This is a genomic window from Kitasatospora sp. NPDC034023, from assembly GCF_055575795.1.
Map to the genome: position 1 here is coordinate 1 of NZ_JBVIRY010000068.1, position 24087 is coordinate 24087.

Sequence of the window (24087 nt, forward strand, 5' to 3'; positions counted from 1 at the left end):
CCCGGTGATCATGAAGCGTAGAGAACTCCATGATCGGGCGAACCGTGCCTGCCCTGCTACTACCGATTAGCTCGGCACCTACTGGCGGACGCCCTAAGGCGCACCTCTGCCAAGTCCAGCGCGATCAGCCCGCGGCCCTTGATGTCTGCGGGGTCTCGGCGACTCATGGCCGTCTCCAGCAGGACAGCGGCGGCGTCGCGCTCGCCGAGGTGAGAATACGTCTCGCCGGCGATGCCGTCGAGCCTGGGGCCGGTGAAGAAGTCGAGGCCGCCGACCGGCTCGCCCGCGGCGCTGAGCAGTTGCATCGCCTGCTCGATGGCCACCCGCGCCCCTTCCCGGTCGCCGCGGGCCGCAAGCGCTCGAGCGAAGTTCGCCGCCACCCACGCACGCCGCCGAGGCGCCGCAGCCTGCGCCCGCCCGACCGCCTGCCGCAGCAACTCGGCGGCAGCACCGCTTCGCCCGGCGGTGTACTCGGCGATGGAGTGCATGGTCAGTACCCACGCAGCCAGGTCTTCGGCCTCGCCTTCGGTGGCTGCGGTCGTTCCGACGGCGAAGTAGCCGTCGGCCGCGGCCCGCTGGCCGAGGTCGTGGCTGGCGAGCCCGAGGAGCCCAGAGAGGACGGCCAGTATCCGTACCCCGCGGCGGCGCGCGTCGACGGCTTGGGGGCGCCCGAGCATCGCGTGCACACCAGCCAGCTGCCGGTACAGGGCCCGCAGCGACTCGGCCGGCGGGGTGGACGGGTACCGGAAGGCGATCTCGGTAACCACCTGTTCCAGGCGGCTCAGGGTCGCGTTGCCGGCCGTCGAGTGGGTCAGCATGTCGAGCACCTCCCAGGCCTCGGGGACGGCGGCGGGCTCGTAGCTGGTGGGGAGGGCCGGGGTCTCCCACTGCCGGTCGGCGAGGCCGAGCATCCTGCCAGGGATGCGAAGGCCGTCAGCGATCCGCTCGATCACCTCCATGCTCGAAACGTCCCGCCCGCCGTTCATGATCTCGGTGACGCGACTGGTGGAGAGGCTGGTTCGGCGAGCGATCTGGGCGGCGCCGATGCCAGCACGGCGGACGGCCTGGAAGACCGGCCCGATCTGTCTGTCCGCGCAGGCGGCAGCGAAGGTGGCGTCGGCGAGCAGGTGGGCGGGCAGCGATTCCGGCGCGGACACGGTGGCCTCCGAGGAGTCGGTGGGGTCACGAGCGTATCGGCCACGGTGGCTTCACGGTGGGTACTCACCGTGGCCCTGGTGGCGGTCCCAAACCCTGCCGATGCTGTGCCCGTGACAACGCATCAGCCACCGCCGACGCGCGCCCAGCTGCAGGCCGAGGCCTGCATCCGCTGCCGCCGCCGAGGCGGCGAGTTGGTGCCGGCCGGCCACGTCTACACGCCCACCGGCGAGCGCTCCGCTCCGCTCGGTTGGGCCGTCGTGGCGTGCGCCGCCGCGTGCCCCACCGACTCGACGGAGGAACAGTGAGTGAGCAGGACGAGCCGGCGCCCGACGAGCGGGTGTGTGGTGTCTGCCGGGACTGCCGGGACTACGGCCTCGGCACGTACGACGGACAGCTCACCGGCATCTACGACTGGATCACCGACCACGTCGGGTGCCGCTGCCCCGGCGCCGGGACCGCCAGGTGAGCATGGCCGGTGGGATCCCCGCGCTGGACTCGGAACCAGGTCAGGCTGGTGGGTACTGCCGCGCCTGCGGCGAATACGGGCGGGGGCGTTTCGACGAAATCCGCACGTCTCTCACGGACTGGATCACCGACCACGTTGGATGTCCTGACCCAACGCCCCGTGAGGGTGACGAGCCCGACTGAACGGCCAACGCAGGTGCTCGGCCGGCGCCACGATGGTGAGCTCACAGCACGACGAGGAGGACGCGGTGGAGAAGAAGGACCGGCCTGCGCGAGACCGAACGCCGCGGGACTCGTGGGCCGCGCGGGGGCGGGAGACTCGCCACCCCGGCCAGCCCCGGCTCGCGCCGACAGGACTGCTGCTGGACGAGGAGTCGGCGGCAGAGGAGACGGAGGAGAGCATGAGCGACGACGGTCAGCGGCAGCCGAGCGGAAACCCCGGGAATCGGCGGACCTCAGCCCCGGCGCTGAGGCCGTCCAACCCGCCGCCGCTGAACCCGCCGAGCGCATAGGGCACGACTCCCGGCAGGTCAGCGAGACGTTCCCGGTGACCTCCTCTGCGGTGTCGCAGGACCGCCAGGCGTCGCTGGGCCTGGCGGTCCTGCTGCTGTTGCGGTGAAGGGGGCATGGCAGGAGTCCGTCGTAGCCGGAGATCCATGTGTCACCAACGTCCGGCAGTTTTATATCTAGGGCGCCAACAGTCTTGCGCGAGAGACCAGAGCGTTCGGCCACCCCTCCTGCGTGAGCCCGTGGAGACGCCGGGCTCGGCGGTTGCGGTCGCCGGTCTCGCGTCGCTGTGGGTCAAGATCTGCCTGGTCCGGAGGAGGAGGGGGAAGCACCTCCTGACGCGACTGACCCCCGCGGGTGAGGGGAGGACGCCCGGGCGTGGCGGCGCAGCGCGCCGTCCGGGGGCTGACCCCCGCAGGTGCGGGGAGGACACTTCCTGACCTGGGGCGATGGGGCGGCTTTGCTGGCCCTTTACTTCTTGCTGTTCCGCTGAGTGGGCACGCCCGTCGGTGCGTGATCTGTCTTGTCAAAGAGCTTGAGCCATCGTGCCACGCGTCAGTGGCGACAACGGGCCCTCTCGTAGAGCCCGCATGCGCGCCCGCCGGAACTGCCACTGGTTCGAGCGGTTCCCGGCTCCCCGCCGAGATCCACCTTGCCTGGTGCGCCGTCATCTCCATGCTCGCCTGCCTGACCCGCAACACCAGCAGCGACACCGCAGCTCGAGGTCATGCTCGCCATGAGACACCGTGCCGGGTTGGCCTCGGCCGAACCACGGGCGATGTCTCGTCACCGGGGCTGTCTGCGACAAGGTTCAGGGAGCGTGCGGGAGTCGGCGGGCTCCGCTGACCGTGGTCCTCATTACAACCGTCGCCGACACTTACTTCGCGGCACGGGCCCCGTGTGTATGCCGTCCGTGCCGGGTCGGAGCGATCGGTGGTCAGTTCGGGGTGGTCGGGGTTCCGGGGCGATCGTCCCTGCGAGCGATGGTCGCCACCCACTGCGGGAACTGTCCTACGGGTACCGCGGGCGAGGCGGTGGGGAGGAAGGCGACGCTGCAGCGTCGGCACAGCCAGGTCTCCCGCCAAACCCCCTGCAGTTGCAGCCACTGTTCGTAGGTGTGCGGCCACTGGCCAGCCGTGTCACCGCGACGGCTTCGGTGGTCGGCTTGGAGGGCGAGCCCGATCCCCAGCAGGATCGCGGTGGTGAGGAACGGGCCGTACTGGTAGCCGATCCGGTAGGCGGCGTCGGAGCCGCCGCCGTCGTCGGAGAACAGCGTGCGCAGTCCCAGCAGGCCGAAGAGGCCCGCCAACACGAAGAGGGTGATCGCGGCCCCGGTCGAGCCACCGGGTTCGGGCGGCATCGACAGCAACTCCCGCGTCGGCGGGCTGAGGGGCCGGTCGGAGTCCAGCAGGGCTTTGTGTACGGCGACGGTTTCGTCCGCCGCGCGGCATGTCGGGCAGGTGACGCTCATCGAGTGGGGACTCCGGAGGTGATGCACGGTGTGCACGAAGGACGGTCACGTAGTACAGCACGGGTAACTGACTGGCCGTGTGGTCGGGGGTTCGCCGGGAATGCGGTCGGCGGCCGGGCCTTCGGCGAGACGGGGTTGGCCAGGGGCGGACGGGGGCCAGTACTTCCGCCGCCGTGGTGGGGTGGCCGTCCTCGGCCTCGGCTCGAGCCCGGCGATCGTCGGCTTACCGGGTTGCCGAGCCGTTCGGGGGTGAGGGCCAGACGGCCCCCTCCGCGGCCGTGCTGATCGTCGGGGCAGGAGGTCCCGGCCCGATACCGGTCGGGGCGATTCGCCGCGTCGAGGACCTGCCCGTACCCAGCGGGTCGTGTACGCCGGATGCCCGCCCCGATCGCTTCCCAGATCAACGCCGCTTGGCTGGAGCTGTCCCTGGCCGCCATCGACCTGCTCGCCTGGACCCAAACCATCCCGCTGGACGGCGAGTTGTCCACCGCCGAACCGAAGAAGCTCCGCTACCGGCTTCTCCACGCCGGCGCCCGCATCACCCGCGGCGCCCGCCGCCTGCACCTGCGGATCGCCGCCATCCGGCCCTGGCGCCACGACCTCGCGACAGCCTTCGCCCGACTGCAGGCCCGTCCTCGGCCCGTCACCTGAACCGGCACCCCGGCGCTGCCCACCCACGATCCGAGGACCTTGGAGACACGCGGCCGCCGCGTCGGGCCCTCGGCATGCCCGCACAGCCGCAAACGCCCACGACCCCTCACCGACGCCATCAACCCAGCTCAGCAGGACCCAACTGAAAGGCGGAGGCTAGCGGGAACGGCTCTCCTGGGCGCCGCGGACCCGTGCCCGGCCAAACGTCCGGCAGCCACCCCAGCGGCTGAAGACCGCCATCCTCCGGGGGACCAAGGCTGCTGCCGTTGTTGATCGCCGCGACGAAGGTCCGGTAGGGCTCCGGATGCGTCACCCGGTTCTCGGTCTCCCCGGCCGCGCATGCTTCCGTGACAACCACACGTGATCACCGTCCCGATGAGGCCACGCTCGACCTCCTACGTTCGGCTTTCGCAGCCGAGTGGCGCGAGCCGGCCCTAGGCAGCGATGGAGTAACGAACGTGCAACCTTCGGGGTCCGGACGCAACACTTTGGGCTGCGTATCGCATCGCGACTTCTCTGCGAGAGAACCTCAAATCTCACTCAAACCGCTTACCGTATCTACATGTTGGGTGGGATGCTCTCGGCGTCGCGACACGGGGGAAGCCGATTCTGCCAATCCGTGCACGCTGGGGCATCCCGGCGGAGTAGTTGCTCCTTCTCTCGCTCTACCTGCCGATCAGCGGGCGGGCGGACGGACGTGACGTGTCGCGGCGCCGGTTCGCTGGATTCTTTGCCGGCGGAATGGCATGCGTTCGGCCGATTTCTATGGAACGACCAGCGGTCGAACGCTCCGGACACATTTCTCATTCACTACGGGGAGACGCAATGAGGAAAAGCTGGAAGGCCGCTTTCGTGGCGGCCGGAGCGGTGGCGGCAATCTTCGCCTCCAGCGCCGTGGCGGCTGCGGATACCAGCGCCTACGGCATGCCGTTCAAGGACATGATCAACAACAGCGACTGCCACAACAGTGTGGTGATAGGTCGTAGCGGTGGGCAGATCTACGCGTACGGCGCCATCAGGTGCGTCCTGGCGAGGACCGCGCTCGTCCCGAGTATCTCACTGTCAGGCGACAGCGGAAAGAACGGATTTGACGGCAAGGGCGGCAGCTGCGCCCTGGCCAGCTACTGCGAGACCCCGCGCGTCTACCTTCCGGAGATCGCAGGAGTCAGGTATCAGGCGAGCAGTGCCGGCGTCCCCGGTGGCATGTTCATGCCGCCCGAGAGCGGCATTGCGCACGCAGAACTCGTGGGCGGTACCCGATCGTCCCGGGCTGGCACGGAGGCGGGGACGGGTCGGGTGCGGTGGGCTGACTTCGATGGTGACGGCCGTGCGGACTACGTGATCGTCAACCCGGACGGTCCGGTGCACGTGTACCTGAACCAGGGCACTGACGGGCACGGCGGTTGGCAGGACTTCGGCCAGGTCGCCACGGGTCTGACCACCGACGCGAGCCGGGTGCATTTCGCGGACTTCGACGGTGATGGCCGCGCCGATTACATCCTCGTCAATCCGGATGGTTCGGTGCGGGTGTTCCTCAACAAGGGCGGTGACGGGCACGGCGGTTGGCAGGACATCGGTCAGGTCGCCACGGGTGTGACCACCGACGCGAGCCGCGTGCGCTTCGCCGACATCGACGGTGACGGCCGCGCCGACTACAACATGATCGACTACAACGGCGCTGTCCACACCTTCCTCAACCGTGGTGGTGACACCGGTGGCGGCTGGAGCGACTACGGTCAGATCGCCACGGGCCTGACCGGCGACATCAGCCGTGTCCGCCTCGCCGACATCGACGGCGACGGCCGCGCTGATTACAGCGCCATCAACCCCAACGGTTCCGTCGTCACCTACCTCAACAACGGCGGGGACGGCCACGGCGGTTGGATCAACTACGGGCAGATCGCCATCGGTCTGACCAGTGACCAGAATGCCGTGGTCCTCGCCGACATCACCGGTGATGGTCGGGCCGACTACCTGGTCACGGGCGCCGGTGGTGTCGTCAACGCCTTCCGCAATGACGGCGGCGACGGCCACGGCAGCTGGACCGACTACGGACAGATCGCCGCCGGCGCCTGAGCCGGCAGCTATTCACCGTTCACCACAACTACGGGGGTACCTTCCTTTGAAACGTGTCATACTCGGCGGCCTCGCCACCGCCGCCGTCCTTGCCGGCCACCTCGCCACCGCCCCGGCCTCGCAGGCCGCGGCGCCGCCGTCCCCGGTGCTCCGGGTGATGCCGCTGGGCGACTCCATCACGGCCGGCGTGGGTAGTTCCACCGCTGCGGGCTACCGCCTCCAACTGTGGAACGACATCGCAGCCCAGTCCCGCTACAAGGTCGACTTCGTCGGCTCGGGCCACTGGGGCAACGTCCCCGATCCGGACAACGAGGGCCACAGCGGATACCGGATCAGCGACATCCGCGCCGGCATCGACGGCTGGCTGTCCGCGGCCACGCCCGACGTCGTCCTGCTCCACATCGGCATCAACGACCTCGACCGCGACCCCGATCCCGACAAGCAGCAGGCCGCCACCCGCGCCGCGAACGCCTTCACGGACCTCGCGGAGCGCATCCTCGCCGACCGGCCGGGCGTCACGGTCCTCGCGCAGGGGCTGATCCCCACCACATCGGGTCTCCAGGACGGCGTGCGGACCTTCAACACCGACATCAAGGCGCTGCAGTTCGGAAAGCTGGCCGGCAAGAAGTTCCGATACCTGGAGCCGCCGGCACTGTCGGGCGGCGAGATGGCCGACCGCCTACACCCGAGCGACACCGGGTACGTGCGGATGGGCGACGTCTTCTCCAACGGGCTGGACCAGGCCGTCGGCGACGGACTCGCACAGCGCCCGCCCGCACCGCGGGCGGGTACGGAGGCGGGGACGGGTCGGGTGCGGTGGGCTGACTTCGATGGTGACGGCCGTGCGGACTACGTGATCGTCAACCCGGACGGTCCGGTGCACGTGTACCTGAACCAGGGCACTGACGGGCACGGCGGTTGGCAGGACTTCGGCCAGGTCGCCACGGGTCTGACCACCGACGCGAGCCGGGTGCATTTCGCGGACTTCGACGGTGATGGCCGCGCCGATTACATCCTCGTCAATCCGGATGGTTCGGTGCGGGTGTTCCTCAACAAGGGCGGTGACGGGCACGGCGGTTGGCAGGACATCGGTCAGGTCGCCACGGGTGTGACCACCGACGCGAGCCGCGTGCGCTTCGCCGACATCGACGGTGACGGCCGCGCCGACTACAACATGATCGACTACAACGGCGCTGTCCACACCTTCCTCAACCGTGGTGGTGACACCGGTGGCGGCTGGAGCGACTACGGTCAGATCGCCACGGGCCTGACCGGCGACATCAGCCGTGTCCGCCTCGCCGACATCGACGGCGACGGCCGCGCTGATTACAGCGCCATCAACCCCAACGGTTCCGTCGTCACCTACCTCAACAACGGCGGGGACGGCCACGGCGGTTGGATCAACTACGGGCAGATCGCCATCGGTCTGACCAGTGACCAGAATGCCGTGGTCCTCGCCGACATCACCGGTGATGGTCGGGCCGACTACCTGGTCACGGGCGCCGGTGGTGTCGTCAACGCCTTCCGCAATGACGGCGGCGACGGCCACGGCAGCTGGACCGACTACGGACAGATCGCCGCCGGCGCCTGACCTGCAACGGGTCTCTGCCGAGGGGGACTTGATCGTCACTGGCGGCCAGTGAGGTCTCAACTCATCTGACTTCCAGGTGACTTCGCGCTCCCGCATGCATCGCTCTCGTCATGCGGGAGCGACGAAGATCGCGCCGAACATGGCCACCACGTGCTGGGCACCCAGCCCTGCCGTGCGGGCCAGGAGAGCCGTTCGTCGGGGGCGGGCGACCGCCCCCGGCGCGGGTGTGCGCCCGTCCCCGTGCAGCTTCCAGCGCGCGCCGAGATCCATGATGGAGTTTCGCCCTCTCTGTACCGCGGGCTCGGTACGTCTTCGTGCGGTGAGCGACTGACCGCACCGTTCTCGTGGTCGCCGGTCCCGCCGCGCGCCACCGGCCCCGCTCCTGGCCTGCGCACTCGCGCGCGGCGGGACCGGCGGTGCGGGTGCACGGGTCAGGGCCGCCGCCGAGCGGCAGCGCTCGGCGGCGGCCCTCAGGTCGCGCAGCCACGCCTCCAGGCCCTGGCCTGCAGGGGGCTTGGGACATCTCACACCCGGAGGGAGCGCACCCCGGGCGGTCCAGTGCGGACGAGGCACGCTTCCGGATGCTGATCATCAGCAGCATCGTCCGGAGGCTTCTGCAGCACGCCAACCTCTGAGCTTGCCCGCGCGACCTGCTGCGCCAGCCCCCGACCGTCTCTGCGGTCGGGGCTGAGACGTGATACACGGCGCTGGATCTCAGGCAGCCTCGCCTAAAGGTGGTCAGTGGTCAGCGTCAAACAGCGTTCACAACCTCGCCGCCCACCGGATCGCCATCGACTCCCTCGCCGAGGTCTACCTGACCGCCGCCGAAGCGGTCCCTGGCCTCGCCCCGCTCGCCGAACGCCACCGCGCCGGAGTAGCGAGGTGGTGCTCACGCTGCGGGTATCCGACGCCAGGCGCCCGGCACCGTCACCCAGCTGCAGCACTGCCAGACCGCCGTCCGCGAGGCCAGAATCGCCCTCTCCCTCGCCGCCCCGACCGGTGCTTGGATCGGTGACCATGATGCATGAGACTCCCGCGCACATGGCCGACCACTGGTGGTGGCGCCCCGGGTGGCACCAGGGCACCCGCTGGTGCACCTGGCACCTGACCTTCGACGGCGCCGACGACGTCCACCGCCTCGCCGCCGACTACCGCCTCGCCCTGGCCGGCGTCCCCGGCCTCGACCTCGTCCCGGACCGCTGGCTTCACCTCACCATGCAGGGACTCGGCTCCACCACCGAGGTGAGCGAGGCCGACGCGCGCGCGATCGCCGACGCCGCCACCCATCACCTCGCGCAAGTCCCGGCCTTCGAGCTGGTGTTGGGGCCCGCGATCGTCAGCGCCGAGGCCCTGCTCCTCACCGTCACCCCGGCCGAGCCCGTCCACGCCGTCCGCGCCGCCATCCGCGCCGCCATCGCGGACGTGTGGCCCGGGGTCCCCGAGCCGCCGGACGGCTTCCGGCCCCACGTCTCCGTCGCCTACTCCAGCGCCGACAGCCCCGCCGGGCTCGCCGCCGATGCCCTCGCCGATGTCACCACCTACCTTGCCACCGCCCGCATCACCTCCGCCGAACTTATCGTCCTCGGCCGAGACCGGCAGATGTACGAGTGGGAGACCGCCGCCCGCGTGCCACTCGGCTAGGCCGAAGCCCTACACCCCCTGGCCGTCCGGCCGGGCAGCTCGCGCGCCGCGGGCTGATCGGCGTGGACGCGAAGACCCCAGGATGCAGCGTGGCGGGCCGTCGGCCAGGCGCCGGCCGGCGGCCGCGCCCGCCTGCCCTTCAACCTGCATTCGTCCTGTTACCTGCGACCGACGATCGCGTCGACGAGGGTGTGGTGGGAGGCCAGGCTGTCGGGGGCGCCTGCGGTGCTGGCCACGATGTCGCCCGGCTGGAAGCTCCACCCATGGGCTGCGGTGTTGCTGAGGGGGGTTCGGGCGATGAGGAACCCGCCGTCGTGGCCTTCCTGTTCCGGGCGGGCAGCGATCTCGGTCAGGATGGGGTTTCCGCCCTGGTGCGCGTCCAGCAGGCCCTTGTACGTGCCCGCGGTCTGGCCATCGCGCAGTGGACCTCCGAGGGCGTAGCGGGCCGCCGACGGGTCTGCGGGGTCACCGATGTTCGTGAAGACGATGGCCGCTGACTGCTTGGAGGGGTCGGCCTTGCCCGCGTCGGCAGCCAGGCGGCGTGCGGTGGCGGCGTCGGTGGCGAGGGTTGCCGGTGAGGGGTTCGGCGGGACGTAGGCGGCGATGTTGGTGGCGGTGTCCGGGTTGCCGTAGGCGATGACGGCACGTGGCGCGGTGTTCTGTGTCCGTGCATTCTCGACGTCGAGCAGGAGCTGTGGCGGAACGGTGGGGGTGTCGATCTGCTTCTGGAGTGCGTCGAGGCCGGCCAGGTTTGCCTGCGCCGCCTTCTGCACCTCCGACTGGGTCGCGGAGGCGGCATCCTGTGCGATCTGCTCACGGAGCTGGGGCAGCCATGCCCGGTTGGCCTGGTCCCGTGTCTGGGAGGGCAGGCCGTCCAGGGCCCCGATCTGGCCGGGGTGGTCGTGCAGGAGTTGCTGGCGCGTTGATTCGGGCAGCGAGTCCCACCACTGTCGGTTCCCAGAGGAACTCCCGGGGGGCGCCCCGAATTTGAAGTTCGTCTCCTTGTCGAGGAAGTCGATGTCCTTCTGGACGTCGGCGACCCGTTCCGGGGTGAAGTCCCCGGTGCTCTGGTAGGTGGTGTCGAGCCTGCCGAGCGCTGCGGTGACGGTGTCGTCCATGGTTTTCACCTCGCCGGACAGGTCGCCGACCTCCTTCGCGAGCTTGTCGCGGGCGGCTTCCATGGCTTTGACCCATTCGGGGTCGTGCCGCGCGGCCTCATCACCCTTGCCGGGCGGCAGGATCTCCACCGCGGGTGCGACGTTCTCGTCACCGTCGACGATCCGCAGACCGTCGGCGGCCGCGCCGTCGACGAGCGTCTTCTGCCGGGCCTGCAAGAGCAGGAGGGTGTCGAGGGCGTCCGTCAGGACCACGCGCAGGTCCTCGATCACCCGGTCAACCAGGAACAGCTGGTTGGCACGCTCCTGAAGGGCGCCGTCGGTCGCGTCTGAGGCGTGCCCGTGCCAGCTGGACGAGGCCAGGTTCCGCTGAACCGTCTGCCACTGCGTGATCCGCGTCTTGAAGTGGCCCTCGAAGGTGGACACGGCGTTCGTCATCGCCCTCAGGCCGCCGAGATCGGCCGTTTTGAGCATCCCCCAGTAGTAGGCCATCAGCCCTGGCCCCCCGGAGCCGGCGTGCCGAGCGAGGCGGCCGCGTTCGCGTCCGTGGTCTCGTAGGAGCTCGCGATGGTGCTCAGAATGCCAGCGGCGTGTTCCAGCATGTTGGTGGTGACGCGCTCGACGTGGCTGCTCAGGTCCTGGACGGCCGCCTTGGCCGGGCTCGCGAAGAGCCAGTTCGGCATGCCTAGGTCCGGCATCTGCCCGAAGTCCTGCGTCAGGTCCTGCCGCATGCCCGCCGCCACCGCCCGCGCGGCAGTGTCCGCGTCGCGCAGATCCTGCGGGTTAACCCCGAACCCCTTGGGCCCTGTTGTCCCTGGCATTCCCTCAGCCCCCTCCGGCACGCCAGTCGCGTGATGCATCCGGCGCCCAGCGTAGACGACCCGCGCGCGCGCCGGTCACGGCGAACAGCGCCGAGCCGAGCTTCATGGCCGTGACCGTGGCCTTCCACGTCCCCAGCCGGGCCCCTTCCGGGTCGGCCACGCAGTGGGCCTGGAGCGCGAGGAGGGCGGTGCTGAACGCGAAGTCGATCATGCTGGCGGACTCTCCGAGCCCGTCGACGCGTCGGTTCACCCGCTCGCTCAGCCGGTCGGCGAACGCCTGCGCGTCGGGCCGGGGCTCAAGGTGCAGGCAACGGTCATGGTCACCGAAGGGGCCCGTCGGTCATGTCGGTTCGTCAGCAGGGAAGGCAGCCAGCACCGCGCCTGCCTTCCTGGAAGCACGCGCGGACGGGCGGGCTCGCGCCCTCAGAGGTGGACTACCTGCCCGGCGGTGTCCAGCCAGCACCAGTTGACCGGCGCGTGCTGCTTCTTCAGCGCGAGGCGCCCGGTCCCGAAGGCCTTGAGAGCGGCCTCGACGGCGGCGGGCAGGGTGTCGAAGTCCTGCGGCACGGGGACGCGGAGCAGCAGGCGTTGCTTGCGGTGGAGGAGGAGGATCTCGCCGGCCGGGGTGCACTCCAGCAGCTCGAATTGCTTCAGGGCCGTGAAGGGCTTGGCAGCGGTGGAGATCCGGGAGCGCAGCTGGCCGTCGGCGCTCCAGGCGAACAACCCGTAGCGGTTGAGGTGGAAGGCCCGCCCGCGGTGCGGGTCGGCGACGACTGTGTAATCGAGGCCGGTGAAGGGGCTGTCGTCGTAGCGGTGCAGGCCCTCCAGGCGGCCGCGCAGCGTGCCCTGGTCGTCGAGGATCGCAAAGCTGAACTCCTGGCCACGGCTTCCCGACCGGAAAGTGCGGCCGAAAACCGGGACCACGAAGAGGTCGTCGCCGAGGGCGGAGGGCCGGGTCACTTTGCAGTCCGCGTAGCCGTAGAAGGTGCCGGAGCTGCCGGTGAAGTCCGTCAGGACGTCGGTCAGAGTGGGCGAGGGGCGGTTGTCCCGGCACACCGGGACTCCGCCGAAGACGACGTGGGGGTGCTGATCAGCGTCGGTCTGGCGGTCGGTGTTCGCGTGAAGGCTCGCGATGGCCCGCAGGGTGGGCTTGGAGCCGGGCGCGAGCGCGGCGCCGGGATCGGAGACGGCGACGATGTTGGTGGTCGCGCCGGCCCACTTGAGGCCGTACTCCGAGGTCGTGCAGAGCAGCCGACCGGAGGGTGTGACGGCGATCGACGCGGCGAAGGGATCGCCCATCCTCTCCTTCTCCTCCTCGTGGCCCCAGGGCATCGGGAACGTGGCCAGGACCTGGCTCAGGTCGGCCGAGAACAGGTGGGTGCTGCCCGGTCGCAGAGCGAGCGCGACCGTCCCGTCGGGGAGGACGGCCAGGGTGTCACCGCTGCCGTCCGGAATGATCGATGACGGGGTGCCGTCCGGCCGGGGGCCTCCGAACACGGCGGTGGCGACGGGCGTTCCGTCCGGGGTGTAGCGGGTGATGAAGCGGAGGTTGAGCTGCATGTGGAGGGGGTCGGCCGGATCGCCCGTGCCGCGCCAGGGGCGCCATACGGTGGAGACCACATAGGTGTCGCCGTCCGGCGTGGCCGCGGCGTGCTGCGGGGCCCACCCGCCGGCCGCCGGGTCGAGGCCGTGGGTGATGGCCAGCGATGAGGGCATGGCCATCGGCAGGGTGAGCATCCGCTTCATGATCGGAATTCTGCACCGCCCACCGACAGCGAGCCCCAGGCCGGCAGCGGTGAACCCGGCCCCGGGCCGACAGTCGCCGCGCCAGTTCGGCCCTTCGACCACCTCCCGGGACGGCCTCCACAGTTCCGGAGCATCGCACTCGACGCACACCTCGGCCCTGGCGATGGGCCAAAGTCCCAGGGGGTCGTCAGACTAGGGACCCTGCACGTAGATCCGCCCCAGCCCCACGGGGGAAGAGCGAGGCGGGTATTCAAAGGACTCCCGTCTTCACCGCCGTCGTGTTCGGTGTGCTGATCGCCGCCACCACGTGGGGCCACCCGATCCTCCAGCTCGTCGGCGCCGCCGTCGACGCCACCCACTACCCCTGCCCGGAGCGCCGCTGCCCGGCAGGCCTACCCTGATCCAAGACACGGCGGGAAAGGGGGAGGGGAACTGGTGATGCGCAAGGGGCGCTGGTTAGCCGCGGCGGGACTGATCGCGGTCACGACCTGGGCGTGCGACATGAGGGAGCACGATCCTGCATACCCGCTCCCGTTCAAGCGGAGTGACGCCTCGGTCCTGCGCCGCATCGAGCTCGCCGACCCCTCCACGAGGAACACCACCGTGGCGGCGGACGACCGCACGCTCTCCATGGAAGTCTCCTGGAGCGGCTGCGACTACAAGCCCGACCTCGTGGCACTGGAGACCGCCGACCAGGTCAGACTGCTGCTCAGGCGCCGCGATGCCTCCGGCCCGGACATCGGATGCGAGGACGGCGGCATCGCCGAACTCACCGTCGTCCTGCACCAGCCCCTCGGAACCCGGGCCCTCACCGACACCCTCACCGGCGAACCCGTCCCCCACACCCACACCTGACACTGGACTGCATCCGGATCCCGGCAGCCTTGGCGACGCACGGCGCCACCGGCACCCGGAAAGTCGCTCAGCCGGCGGTGCGGGGAATCGCCCACGGTGCGCGTCTCGGCTCCGGTCGCCCCGGCGCAGCGCGGCCGGAGTCCCGGGGCAGTCACCGGCGCCCGTGTTCTTCCGGTCAGGTCAATGGCCTGCCAGAGCCGTGGCCTAAAGTGCAGCCTCTGACAGGCTGACGGCCGGAGAGGGCTGGGCGATGACCGAGGCGTGGGACCGGCTCCGGGCAATCATGGGCGAGGCCGTGTACACCCCGGCGCGGGTGCCCTGGGAGTTGGCACCGGCCGAGCTCGGGGTCCAGCTGCCATCGGACTACCGGGCGTTCGTCGACTTGTACGGTGCGGTGAACCTGAACGGCGAGTGGGGCGTGCGATCACCGACGAGGCCCTCCCACGCAGCCGGCTCTCCGGGCGGCCTGGCGGGGTGGCGCTTCGAGACCGATACCGAGTTCCGGCAGCAGGTCGAGGGTGAGGATGAGTTCTGGGACCAGGAGCACATCCCTGTCTTTCCAGACCCGGGCGGGCTACTGCCCTGGGGCATGAACAGCAACCACAACCACTGCTGCTGGCTGACCACCGGCCCGGACCCAGAGCAGTGGCCGGTGGCCGTCTTCTGCGACTTCAACGACGGCGCGCTCGCCCGTTTCGACGGCGGCTTCGCGGAGTTCGTGGCGACCGCACTCACCGGCGGCTACGCCCACGCGGATGAGTTGCTGGTGCGCCCGGACCCGCAAGAGTGGGGACCTCAACCGGTCCGACCACTCTGGACACCCGCCTACGACTGGACCGGCAAGGACTGGGGCGCGGAGTGGGGCATCACCTGGTACCGGCCCACCGGGTCGACGGCGATGCCCTGGACCAGGTAACAACGATCCGGGGTACACCATCGACTGTGCCGAGGCTGCCTCAACTCGTGCTCGACAGGAGGAACGACCCCACCTGTGAGCTGGATGGTCAAAGCGGCGAGTGCGTGGGCTCGGCCCGGCCTGACGGTGCCCGGGGGTCACGGCGTCGGCGGCGGTGCGACCTGGCAGACGACCACGAGTTCCAGGCGCGAGACGACGTAGTAGGCGAGCAGGCCGCCGGCGACGTCGAGGTAGCGCATGGGCTCACCGCTGCCCTGGTAGTGCCATCCAAGTAGAGCGCCTCGGCGGCCCGGACAAGCTCGGCGGCCCGCTCTTCGACGGCGGTGAGGAACTCGGGCCGGGGCTCCGGCGGTGACGTGCTGCTCGCTGGACAGGTACTCCCAGCTCAGGTCACGCGTTCACCGCCGCGTAGGCGGCGCGGTAGAGCTCGGCGACGGTGGTGGCGTGCTCGCGGCACTCGGCGACGGTCGCGGCGCGGTTCGCGAGGTAGTTCGCCCGGTGGTAGGCCTGGGCGGTGGCCGGGTGCCGCTCGATCTCGACCATGGCGGCCCAGTGCGCGACGAACGAGCGGATCGGCTGGACGCTACCGGTGGTGATGGCCCCGGCCATGGCCCTCGTCTGCCCGTCGATCATCTCCGGGAGGCGGTCCGCGGCCACGACGGCCAAGGCGGCCTTGAGCGCGGCCGGACTCTGCTCGGGCCGGGGGATCAGCTCGAGCCCGTCGTGCACGGGCTGACTCAGGCAACACTCCTCTCCTACCCAGCCGAGACTACCCGCCCCGGGCCCGCCGGACGGCCCTCACGAACCAGTGAAGGGCAGACCCCGCGGGGCCACGCTCGGGCCAGCCGATCACCGGCCGACGACGCACGCCCGGACGAACCCCTCGCCGACCCGGCGCCACTCTGGCTGCCGATCGGCGCGGCCAGGGAGGCCATGGCCTGCTCGTCGGTGCGCAGGACCAAAGCGGTGGCAGTAGGTGGCAATCACCTCGGCAACGGCAGCCCGGTCTCCGATCGGGGAGGCGATGGCGGCGGCAAGGTCCCGCTCGAACAGGCCGCAGTCGCCAGGCAAGCCGTACCTGCTGACCGCGAAGCGCAGCTCGTGAAGGATGGTCGACCTGGCCGAGTCCCAGTGGTCGGGCTGGGTGGTCACCTGGTCCTCGGTGGTGACGGCCACCGGAACGGCGGGCCGCAGAATCGACGGTAGCGGGCGGTGGGCGGGTGGTGGAGCGGTCCTGGTCAAGCGGCGCCGGTGAGGGTCATCGGTTGGCGGGTCGGGCGCAGCGGGACGGCGCCGGCGCGGAGCGCTTTGTAGGCGCGGGCGAGGGCCTGGCCGCTGGTGGCGGCTGCGGTGCGGGCGGCGGCCTCCTCTTGCTCGGCCTTCTCGGCGAATACGTCATCGACCCGAACAACCACGTCGTACGCCTCACCCGCATCATCCCCCTCTGACGGGCCACCGCCTCGCTGCCCAGGCCCGTTCCCCGTCAAGGCGCGTCGACCACGGACGGGATCGCCTCGCGAGCGGGCGGCTGGGACCGCGGGGACGGGGGCGCCCCGGGGTCCCGGCCATGGAAGGCACCGGCCACCGCGGGGGCGTGGCCGACTGCTCAGCAGCCCGGCAAGGGGGTGGTGGGGCTGCCGTGATCCGGAATGCTAGACCCGCCCGAGGCCCGCGAACAGGCCTGCGACCTGCAATCTTTCGGTCGCGAACATGCCAGGAGGTCAGAATTTCTTACCTACCCGGCGGGCGGCCACCAGCTGCCGTCGGCCAGGACGCGCCCCGACCGGGTCGTCCCGGGCCCCCGCCCGCCGCTGTCAAGCCGTCAGCTCAGCCTGCGGGTCACGGGTGCACAGGTGCGCGGTCGGGCAGGCCGGGCAGCCCCGGGCATCGACGAGATGGGCAACCGCGTCGAACAGCTCCTGGGCGCGCTCTGCGGTACCGACGCCCTCGAACCCGGCGTACTCGTGCGCGGTGCCGGTGGTGCCCTCGGCGAGGTGAGCGCGCAGATAGGCGAGCGCGGCGAACTCATCCGGCAGCAGGCTCCCCGGCGCCACCGGGATGCAGACCTTCGGCACCAGCGCGCTGGCAAGGTCCCCACCGAACAGCCACGGGTCGCCAGGCTTGGCCGGCTTGCCGACGACCACCCTCAGCACGACCTCCTCCTGATCGCTGGGCTCGACCAGGACACCGCCAGCGGCATGGAGCTCGTGGACAACGCTGCGCACGTCCGCAGCCGCGCGCTGGCCACCGATCATCCCGGCCAGCTCGGCGACCGGCAGGTGACCGACGCTGCCATCGGGTCGGCGCAGCTGGAGCACCCCCTGGTCGACGGCGAGGTCCAGCCACAAAGCCTGCACCGGGATCTTCGTCCCGTACAGCGGGGCCAGGCGGGTCAGGCGCCGGGTCATGGCGACGGTCTCCGGGCTGAGCCGCATGTCCAGCATGGCCCTGTCGTAGGCGTCGGGGGCCAGGGCCATCCACTGGTCGTAGCCCGGCGGCTGCAACTGCTGCAGGGTGTACTCGACCGTTCCCCTGGACCCGCGCGGCTTGCCCACCTTCTTGCGTCCCATCCCCGTCTCCCTGCCTCGCCATGACGCTGACCGGCCCATTGAACACCCGGGCTGCGGCGTTGCGGCCGCTGTCACGCGGCACCGGTGAGGGCCCTCGGCCAGCGGGCGGTGCGCAGCGGGACGGCGTGGCCTCGGGCGACGGCACGACCAGAGCGACGATCTGGTGATCGGAGAGAGCGCCTAATACCTCATGAGCTTGGCGTTCAGGACGGTGAGCAGTTGCTCCGCGCGCGCTTCATTCTGGGCAATCGTCTCCGCGTCGTTTTCGCTCTGGACGAAGACGCTGAGCACCACCGTGCCCTTGGTGGCGACCAAATATACGTAGGGGTCCGGGTGGGTCGAGTTGCCCCCCGTCGTCTGCCCCTCCTCGGCGTAGAGCTCGTCGATGGGGGCAGAGAAACCCTCGAGCGAGACCTCGTGGATGTTCTCGGTCGCGACAGATCCGCCGTTGAGAACGAAGCTCTTCGGGCAACGCTTGCCGTCGGTCCTGCTGGTGGAAAGGTAGTTCCGGGCGTCGGCGGGCGTGGTGAAGACGCTCACGGTCGTGTTGCCGCCGACCGCGGTCGTGGTGGCATCGCCTTCGAGCGGGCGTTCCACGTTTCTGGTCATCTGGCCGCGCAGGCTGGGCGGCGGGGGTACGGACTGGTACCGGCACGACGCGTCGAGCCCGTAGGCCACGAGTTTGGCGTTCTCGCCGACAGGGCTGCTCTTGAAGCCGGTGCCCCACTCGGCCGGGGTGAGGGCCACGGCGGCTGCCAGTGCGCCGCTCATCGCCTTGCTCTTGACCGCGGGTGTGGTGGTGGTCGTTGTGGTGGCTGGGTCCGTTGTGGTGGCGGGTGTAGGGGTCGCTTGGGAGTTCGCGGTGGAGGTGCCGGAGGAGCATGAGGACAGCAGCAGCGCGGACAGGAGGGCGCAGCACACTGCTCCTGCGCCCTTCCCGAGATCGGTTCTTATCACGGGTGAGTACTAAACCATCGGTCAAGATCGTCCGCGCGGGCTGGGTGCCCCGGTCCGGGGCCCGCCGTCGGCGGTGGAAGACCTGCAGCTCGCGGCTGGCTGCTGTTCAGGCTGGTCGGTCACCGGTCGCCGGTCACCGGTCACCGCCGGCGGCTCGGAGCCAGTCGAAGGCATCGTTGGCCGGGGTCCAGTGCTGGCTGCCGATGGGCGCGGCGAGGGAGGCCATACGTGCTCGTCGGTGCGCAGGACCAGACGGTGGCGGTAGGTGACAATCACCTCGACGACGGCGCCGAGGGCCGGGAGGGTTCCGGTGCCGGCGTTGACGCGTTCCACGAAGGGTGCGGCCTGCTGCGGCACGTGCCCGCGCACCGCCCGCCCGCCCGCCCGCCACCAGCGGTCACGCGCCAACGTGACGCCGACGCACCGGTGTTCGGCCCCAGCCGTGTCGCCGAGGATCCGGTCCAGGGCCGAGACGGTGAGTCTGGCGCGGGCCAAGTCGTGCATGGTGAAGCGCAATGCGAGCGTCCCTCTCCCCCCGGTGGGCCGGCAGCCGACGGCGGCGGACATGCCATGTTCCGTACGACTTCGGGGCGGTTTCGCGGCTATTCGGCTGCGGCTGAACAGCTCGCGCCGCCGTTGCGCCCGACAGCCATCCTCTTCATGGGCCGCGATCACCCCGGCGCCTCGACACCCGGTACCCGATACCTCGATCGAAGGATTCCCCATGCAGATCGGCAGGAAGCTCCTCACCCTCACCGCCACCGCGGGCCTCGCCCTGGCCGGGGTGGCCGTGGCGGCACCGGCGAACGCCATCGGCGGAGTGGGCTGCCCGACCAACGGGCTCACGGTGACCACCAGCGGCAACGGAAACTACTGCGCCGCGGGCTCCATCGGCTACAAGAACACCAGCAGCCTGTTCGGGATCGGCCAGATCGACCACGTCATCTACGAGTCGACCCAGTGGAACTGGGCCGCCTTCTACAACTCCAGCGGCGTCATCAAGCTGAAGCCCGGTCAGTCCACCGGCTACCTCGGCGGCGTGATCACCTACGCGCTGGAGATCGACAACCCGAACTGGACGTGATCCCCGGCCCCACCGGTCCGTGAATCCGGCACCCGCCACCGACCCGCGGTCGCCCGTGGCGGGTGCCGTTCCGCCGCGCCCGCTCCCGGAGGACGGAAATGAAGCGCTCCACCACCTCGGCCCTGACGCTCGCCCTGCTGGCGGCCCTCGCGGGCTGCGGCACGGGCGGCACCCGCCCGGCGCCCCCCCAACTGGGCGAGATCCCCACCATCACCGGTGTCGGCCAGGTGGTGCGCCCGATCGACGTCTACCTCCCCACCGCGGCGCAGACCCGGACCGCGGAACGGGCCGCCTACCTGACGAGTGCCGGCTGTCTGCGACGGCTGGGCATCACGGAGGCTCCCGGTCCGGACCCGGCTTGGGCCGAGCCCGCCGACCGGGACGTCCGGTCCCAGCTCTACGGGTACTTCGCGCCCGACCGCGTCGCCACCACCGGCTACGACGCCGTCGTGGCCACGGGCCCCGGGCAGCCGGCCTCCGCCGCCACCCGGCAGGTACTCACCGGGCGGGACACGACCGGCACCCCGGTCACGGAGTTCCAGGGCCGGGTCGTCCCCAAGGGAGGCTGCCTCCAGGAGGGCCTGGCCGCCGTCGGCGGAGCGGTGTTCCTGAACTCCACCCCCTCCGCCCTGCCCGCCGGCGGGCCGAAGGAGCCCTTGACGGATCCTCGCGTCGTGGCCGCCGACCGGCAGTGGAGCAACTGCATGAAGGACCGCGGCTTCTCCTACGCCACCCCGGCGGACGCCTACATGGACCCGCGCTGGCGCGACCGGACCCAGGGCGCCGGAGCGTCCGTCAGCCACACAGCGGCCGAGCTCGCCACCGCGACCGCCGATGACGCCTGCAAGCGGTCCACCAACTTCATGGGGACCGCGGTGGCCGTCCAGGCCGCCTACGACCGGCAGTACATCGCGGCGCACCCGCAGGAGCTGGCGACGTTCGCGCAGGGCGTCAGCCGGCACGTCGCCGACGCGGAGAAGGTCGTCGCGGCAGGCGCGGCCGGGTAGCGCAGGCTCGGGTGACCAACTCAGGCTACTGCCGATCCTCGTGCTCTCCCCGTACGTCGAGGAGCACTGGCCCGGTTCGCGCGGGCAGCGGCGAGGGCGGCACGGTGGCGTGCGCGCTGCTCTCGGCCATGGGGCGAGGGCGGCGGCTTCTTGGTGCCGGCTGTCCTCGGCTGCGGTCGGTCGGGCTGCTTCGTGCTCGCACAGCCAGCCGCGGTGCCGCGCTGGTGCTTCGGTCTATCCGCGAAGTCCGGCCAGCAGCCACGGATCGCCGGGCCTGGCCGGTTTGCCGGTCACCAGGCGAAGGGCGGTCCGTTAGAACGGGGCCGACCCGTACGTGGTGGGTCTGGACGTCTACATGGCGGAGCAATCCCCGTGTGTGCGGAGGTGACCCGCATGGCCGCTTCCTGTGTCAGAAGTTGGTCGTGTCGAGTTCGGTGCTCAACGGGGGCGGTAGCTGCAGGGGGGTGCCGAAGGGGTGGGGCCCTTCGATCCGGGTGTAGCCGAGCTGGCCGGGCTGGGAGAAAAGGGTGCAGGTGCGTTCCTGCCGGTCGACCAGGAGGTACACGGGAGCGCCGAACTGCGAGTACCGCCGGCGCTTCGCGGTCCGGTCGGTGTCACCGTTCGACGGCGAGGTCACCTCGACGACGAGCACGGTCTGGTCGGGCAGGAGCGCCCCTTCGGTCTTCGCCAACTCGGCGGGCACGACGGCGAGGTCCGGAACGTAGTAGTTCTCCGTGCCGGGCAGGTCGAGGTTCCCGGAGCCGGCACGGAGGCCGAGCTCGCGCATGCGGGGCCCGATCTGTTCACGGATCAGGTCGACGGCAGTCTCGTGGGCCCAGGACGGTGACACGGGGGTGATGACTCCCTCGACGATCTCGACACGGTCACCCGCAATATGCTGGATCGCGTACTTGAGGGCCTGCTCCGGATTCGGTACCTGGCTGTAGTCACCCGGGCTGGCATGCGCCGTGCTCACGTGCTGCTCTCCTGTCCGGATGTCAGTCCTCAGAACGGACCAGCGAAGTTGTTTGGGTCCGCTGCGGCCTGGCTGCCACGGCCGTAGCGCTTGGATGGCTCCCGCCGAGCAGGGGCGCTCGTGGGAACTCGGCACCCGGTAACGTTACTAGGCACCACCACGTGACGTGAACAGCATGCCGAGCGAACGAGCCTCAACCGGTGACCCCTTACGAGAAGGTGACCGGCAGAAGAGCGGGTTCACTGCCGAGGATTCGGCCCAGGTCATAGCCAATGCGCGCGCGGTACTGACGTGCGTGGTCGCGCAGATGGGTGAGTGGCCAGCATTTGAGCGATGGCCGCAGCTGATGCCGACTTGGTCATCCAGCAGTGCGCGCCCGAGCACCCCGAACCAGAACATGGCGAGCCCTTCGACGCCGAGGCCTGGCTACGTCAGTGGCGGGCCATGACGCCGCAGCAGAAGGCGGCTGTCGATCAGGGACCGTGGATGCTCTCGGGTTGGCTCGACTACTTCGACCCCACCGAGGAAGGGATGGGCGACGACCGGAGCTGGTGGTGGTGGTGGGACGCGAGAGCCGATGAGCCGGACGGCGCTTGGGTGCAGCTGGCGACCACTGGCTGGCCCTTCGGCAGCCGTTCGTTGTCCTGGCTAATTGAGGCCAGCGGGGGTACGGACCTCGTCTACGGGCCATGAGCAGGCACCCGGCAAGATCGCGATCTACGGCTGGAGTACGAGGGCCCGTATTCGGTCGTGATCAGGCGGTGGTCCTGGTGAGGTCTTTGATCCAGATCATTGCGCCGCGAAGGTGGAGGCCGGCGAGGTAGCGGGAGTCCTGTCATAGCGGGTGGCGATGCCTCGCCAGGCCTTCAGCTTGTTGATCAGGCGCTCGACGGTGCTCCGCTTCTTGTAGAGCTCGGCTTGTAGAGCTCGGCGTCGTGGCCGACGGGCCTGCCGCCCTTGCTGCCCTTCTTCCGGTTGGCGGCCTGGTCGACCTTCTCGGGGATGACGGTCGGGTCCAGGTGCATTCCGGTGGCGTCGTGGTGGGCCCGGACGGTCGTGGAGTCCACGCTGACCAGGGACAAGTCCACCTCACCCCGCTTGACGGCTTCCGCGATCGCACCTCCAGCAGGGCCTCGAAGACGCCGGCGTGCCTCCACTGCCGGAAGCGGCTGTGGATGGTCGACCGCGCTCTTGTCGCCTTTCGGTTCGAGCCCCGTTCCGTGGCCGCGATCGAAGATGCGCTCGGGATGTATGAGTGCCTGTGTCGAAATATTGTTGATGTGTTGGAGGCTACAGGCGCGGCCGGGGGAGCACTGCCGGCCGGCGGGTGGCCGTCCCCGCGAAGATCGTGGGAGGTGGCCAACGCCAGCGGGGGATTCAGGGCGTTCGGGCGGTGCTCCTGGTGGTTCGCCGGACGGCCCTGTGGCGAGGAGATCACGGCAAGGGGTTGCCATGCCCGACCACATGACCCTCCTGGACACCAAACGGCTGGCCCAGCTGACGGGCGACCGGGACCCTCAGGACTGGCCCATGATGAACCTCACCGGCGGCTGGAACGTCGTGGGTGTGGATGAGGGACCCACCACCGAACACGAGGGCAGGCTGTACGTCTACTTCGGTGACGTCGCCACGTCCGACAACGGCGGGCACCACCCGATCGGCTGGAACTTCGTCTTACCGAACAAGACCCAGGGTGCCAACGATACGACGGGACAGCCCGACTGGCGCTTCTGCGTACGGTGCAACGGGCTGTTCCGGGCCCCGAAGGACAGCGCTTCGGGCTCTGTCTGCCCGTTCGGCGGCGAGCACGTCCCGGCGGGCTGGAACTTCGTGCTGCCGAACAACATGCAGGGTGCCACCGACACGACCGGGCAGCCCGACTGGCGTTTCTGCGGGCAGTGCCACGGGCTGTTCCATGCACAGCAGGAGGAGCCCGGAGGAGGTGTGTGTCCTGCCGGGGACCGGCACCGTCCGGACGGGTGGATCTTCTATCTGCCCAGCCGTGAACAGGGGGCCCCGGACAGCAGCGGGCAGCCCGACTGGCACCTGTGCGCCACCTGCCATGGGCTCTTCTGGCAGCCGGGAGGCATCCCGAACCCCGGCATCTGCCCGGCAGTGAACCCGCGCAACTCCGACCTGGTCGCCTGGACCGATGACACCCGGGTGGCCGAGGCCGTGCTCGTCGAGCACGACCCGCAGGGTTGGAACTTCGTCCTGCCCAACACAACGCAGGGTGCCACCGACACGACCGGACAGCCCGACTGGCGCTACTGCGCGAAGTGCAACGGGCTGTTCTTCGCGCCCCACGAGGCCGCCACGGGAAGCAGGTGCCCGCTCGGTGGCGAACACGTCCCGGCCGGCTGGAACTTCGTCCTGCCGAACAATGAGCCTTCGCCATCTTCGAACATGCTGGTCGGAGGGGCTGGCGTGACGGTTGTCCGGGGTGCTCGTCCTGGTCGTGGGCGGGAGTCTGCGGTCTT

General features: G+C 70.2%; 24 protein-coding genes and 3 pseudogenes. 13 read left to right on the forward strand and 14 right to left on the reverse strand.

All coding sequences use genetic code 11. The features are described 5' to 3' along the window. Positions 1–59: 59 nt before the first annotated feature. Positions 60–1157, reverse strand: a complete 1098-nt coding sequence (locus ACZ52R_RS41660) for a helix-turn-helix domain-containing protein (RefSeq protein ID WP_465665627.1) — start codon at positions 1155–1157, stop codon at positions 60–62. A gap of 111 nt (positions 1158–1268) precedes the next feature. Here ACZ52R_RS41660 and ACZ52R_RS41665 point away from each other — a divergent pair, with 111 nt between their 5' ends. Next, positions 1269–1463: a hypothetical protein gene (locus tag ACZ52R_RS41665; RefSeq protein WP_465626577.1), complete on the forward strand. Its 195-nt coding sequence runs from the start codon at positions 1269–1271 to the stop codon at positions 1461–1463. After that, positions 1460–1624: a hypothetical protein gene (locus ACZ52R_RS41670; protein ID WP_465626575.1), complete on the forward strand. Its 165-nt coding sequence runs from the start codon at positions 1460–1462 to the stop codon at positions 1622–1624. Before ACZ52R_RS41665 ends, ACZ52R_RS41670 begins: the two co-directional genes overlap by 4 nt. Positions 1625–3067: 1443 nt before the next feature. Here the strand turns inward: ACZ52R_RS41670 and ACZ52R_RS41675 are convergent. Then, positions 3068–3601, reverse strand: coding sequence for a hypothetical protein (locus tag ACZ52R_RS41675; protein ID WP_465626573.1), 534 nt, complete (start codon positions 3599–3601; stop codon positions 3068–3070). Between the two features lie 372 nt (positions 3602–3973). On the opposite strand from ACZ52R_RS41675, the pseudogene ACZ52R_RS41680 reads away from it, so the two are divergent. The 3 genes and pseudogenes from ACZ52R_RS41680 to ACZ52R_RS41690 form a co-directional block, all read left to right on the forward strand. Then, positions 3974–4252 (forward strand): annotated as a pseudogene (locus ACZ52R_RS41680) (transposase); the annotation flags it as partial. Positions 4253–5077: 825 nt separating this feature from the next. Next, complete coding sequence (locus ACZ52R_RS41685) at positions 5078–6328, forward strand: FG-GAP-like repeat-containing protein (RefSeq protein ID WP_465626571.1); 1251 nt, start codon at positions 5078–5080, stop codon at positions 6326–6328. A gap of 46 nt (positions 6329–6374) precedes the next feature. Continuing rightward, positions 6375–7919, forward strand: coding sequence for an FG-GAP-like repeat-containing protein (locus tag ACZ52R_RS41690; protein WP_465626569.1), 1545 nt, complete (start codon positions 6375–6377; stop codon positions 7917–7919). Positions 7920–8033: 114 nt separating this feature from the next. Here the strand turns inward: ACZ52R_RS41690 and ACZ52R_RS41695 are convergent. Then, positions 8034–8189 (reverse strand): annotated as a pseudogene (locus ACZ52R_RS41695) (nitrate reductase); the annotation flags it as partial. Positions 8190–8936: 747 nt separating this feature from the next. On the opposite strand from ACZ52R_RS41695, the gene ACZ52R_RS41700 reads away from it, so the two are divergent. Beyond that, the gene (locus tag ACZ52R_RS41700; RefSeq protein WP_465755398.1) at positions 8937–9560 is read left to right on the forward strand and encodes a 2'-5' RNA ligase family protein; all 624 of its coding nucleotides are present in this window, start codon (positions 8937–8939) and stop codon (positions 9558–9560) included. Positions 9561–9718: 158 nt separating this feature from the next. On the opposite strand, the gene ACZ52R_RS41705 is transcribed toward ACZ52R_RS41700, so the two are convergent. The 4 genes from ACZ52R_RS41705 to ACZ52R_RS41720 all read right to left on the reverse strand — a co-directional run bounded on the left by ACZ52R_RS41705 (position 9719) and on the right by ACZ52R_RS41720 (position 13242). Then, positions 9719–11167: a hypothetical protein gene (locus tag ACZ52R_RS41705; protein WP_465755399.1), complete on the reverse strand. Its 1449-nt coding sequence runs from the start codon at positions 11165–11167 to the stop codon at positions 9719–9721. Continuing rightward, positions 11167–11496, reverse strand: a complete 330-nt coding sequence (locus ACZ52R_RS41710) for a hypothetical protein (RefSeq protein WP_465626563.1) — start codon at positions 11494–11496, stop codon at positions 11167–11169. Before ACZ52R_RS41710 ends, ACZ52R_RS41705 begins: the two co-directional genes overlap by 1 nt. Before the next feature lie 4 nt (positions 11497–11500). Then, positions 11501–11707: a hypothetical protein gene (locus ACZ52R_RS41715; RefSeq protein ID WP_465665622.1), complete on the reverse strand. Its 207-nt coding sequence runs from the start codon at positions 11705–11707 to the stop codon at positions 11501–11503. A gap of 212 nt (positions 11708–11919) precedes the next feature. Then, positions 11920–13242, reverse strand: a complete 1323-nt coding sequence (locus ACZ52R_RS41720; RefSeq protein WP_465665620.1) for a hypothetical protein — start codon at positions 13240–13242, stop codon at positions 11920–11922. Positions 13243–13520: 278 nt separating this feature from the next. On the opposite strand from ACZ52R_RS41720, the gene ACZ52R_RS41725 reads away from it, so the two are divergent. The 3 genes from ACZ52R_RS41725 to ACZ52R_RS41735 all read left to right on the forward strand — a co-directional run bounded on the left by ACZ52R_RS41725 (position 13521) and on the right by ACZ52R_RS41735 (position 15013). Further along, positions 13521–13643, forward strand: a complete 123-nt coding sequence (locus tag ACZ52R_RS41725; protein WP_465626553.1) for a hypothetical protein — start codon at positions 13521–13523, stop codon at positions 13641–13643. Positions 13644–13743: 100 nt separating this feature from the next. Then, the gene (locus ACZ52R_RS41730) at positions 13744–14097 is read left to right on the forward strand and encodes a hypothetical protein (RefSeq protein WP_465626551.1); all 354 of its coding nucleotides are present in this window, start codon (positions 13744–13746) and stop codon (positions 14095–14097) included. A gap of 250 nt (positions 14098–14347) precedes the next feature. Next, the gene (locus ACZ52R_RS41735) at positions 14348–15013 is read left to right on the forward strand and encodes an SMI1/KNR4 family protein (RefSeq protein ID WP_465665619.1); all 666 of its coding nucleotides are present in this window, start codon (positions 14348–14350) and stop codon (positions 15011–15013) included. A gap of 390 nt (positions 15014–15403) precedes the next feature. On the opposite strand, the gene ACZ52R_RS41740 is transcribed toward ACZ52R_RS41735, so the two are convergent. The 5 genes from ACZ52R_RS41740 to ACZ52R_RS41760 all read right to left on the reverse strand — a co-directional run bounded on the left by ACZ52R_RS41740 (position 15404) and on the right by ACZ52R_RS41760 (position 18354). Then, entirely contained in the window at positions 15404–15742 is a 339-nt protein-coding gene (locus ACZ52R_RS41740) for a hypothetical protein (RefSeq protein ID WP_465665617.1), read from the reverse strand. Between the two features lie 120 nt (positions 15743–15862). After that, on the reverse strand, positions 15863–16165 hold the full coding sequence (locus ACZ52R_RS41745) for a hypothetical protein (protein WP_465626545.1): 303 nt from the start codon (positions 16163–16165) through the stop codon (positions 15863–15865). Between the two features lie 86 nt (positions 16166–16251). Next, the gene (locus ACZ52R_RS41750; RefSeq protein ID WP_465665615.1) at positions 16252–16428 is read right to left on the reverse strand and encodes a hypothetical protein; all 177 of its coding nucleotides are present in this window, start codon (positions 16426–16428) and stop codon (positions 16252–16254) included. 399 nt (positions 16429–16827) lie between these two features. Next, on the reverse strand, positions 16828–17583 hold the full coding sequence (locus tag ACZ52R_RS41755) for a hypothetical protein (RefSeq protein ID WP_465665613.1): 756 nt from the start codon (positions 17581–17583) through the stop codon (positions 16828–16830). A gap of 180 nt (positions 17584–17763) precedes the next feature. Next, positions 17764–18354 carry a hypothetical protein gene (locus ACZ52R_RS41760; protein WP_465665611.1) on the reverse strand — a complete coding sequence of 197 codons (591 nt, stop codon included), beginning with the start codon at positions 18352–18354 and terminating at the stop codon, positions 17764–17766. 910 nt (positions 18355–19264) lie between these two features. On the opposite strand from ACZ52R_RS41760, the gene ACZ52R_RS41765 reads away from it, so the two are divergent. Together ACZ52R_RS41765 and ACZ52R_RS41770 are read left to right on the forward strand one after the other, a co-directional pair. Then, positions 19265–19624, forward strand: a complete 360-nt coding sequence (locus ACZ52R_RS41765) for a hypothetical protein (RefSeq protein WP_360210602.1) — start codon at positions 19265–19267, stop codon at positions 19622–19624. Between the two features lie 98 nt (positions 19625–19722). Further along, positions 19723–20631, forward strand: coding sequence for a hypothetical protein (locus ACZ52R_RS41770; RefSeq protein ID WP_465755400.1), 909 nt, complete (start codon positions 19723–19725; stop codon positions 20629–20631). 409 nt (positions 20632–21040) lie between these two features. On the opposite strand, the gene ACZ52R_RS41775 is transcribed toward ACZ52R_RS41770, so the two are convergent. Beyond that, a complete protein-coding gene (locus ACZ52R_RS41775; RefSeq protein WP_360509975.1) occupies positions 21041–21607 on the reverse strand; it encodes a Uma2 family endonuclease in 567 nt (188 codons plus the stop codon). A gap of 333 nt (positions 21608–21940) precedes the next feature. Between ACZ52R_RS41775 and ACZ52R_RS41780 the strand changes: the two genes are divergently transcribed. Then, positions 21941–22300, forward strand: a complete 360-nt coding sequence (locus ACZ52R_RS41780; protein ID WP_465755401.1) for a hypothetical protein — start codon at positions 21941–21943, stop codon at positions 22298–22300. A 61-nt stretch (positions 22301–22361) separates the two neighbouring features. Here ACZ52R_RS41780 and ACZ52R_RS41785 read toward each other — a convergent pair. Beyond that, positions 22362–22614, reverse strand: a pseudogene (locus tag ACZ52R_RS41785) (hypothetical protein); the annotation flags it as partial. 523 nt (positions 22615–23137) lie between these two features. Here ACZ52R_RS41785 and ACZ52R_RS41790 point away from each other — a divergent pair. Then, a partial coding sequence (locus ACZ52R_RS41790) for a hypothetical protein (protein WP_465755402.1) occupies positions 23138–24087 on the forward strand: 950 nt, incomplete at its 3' end.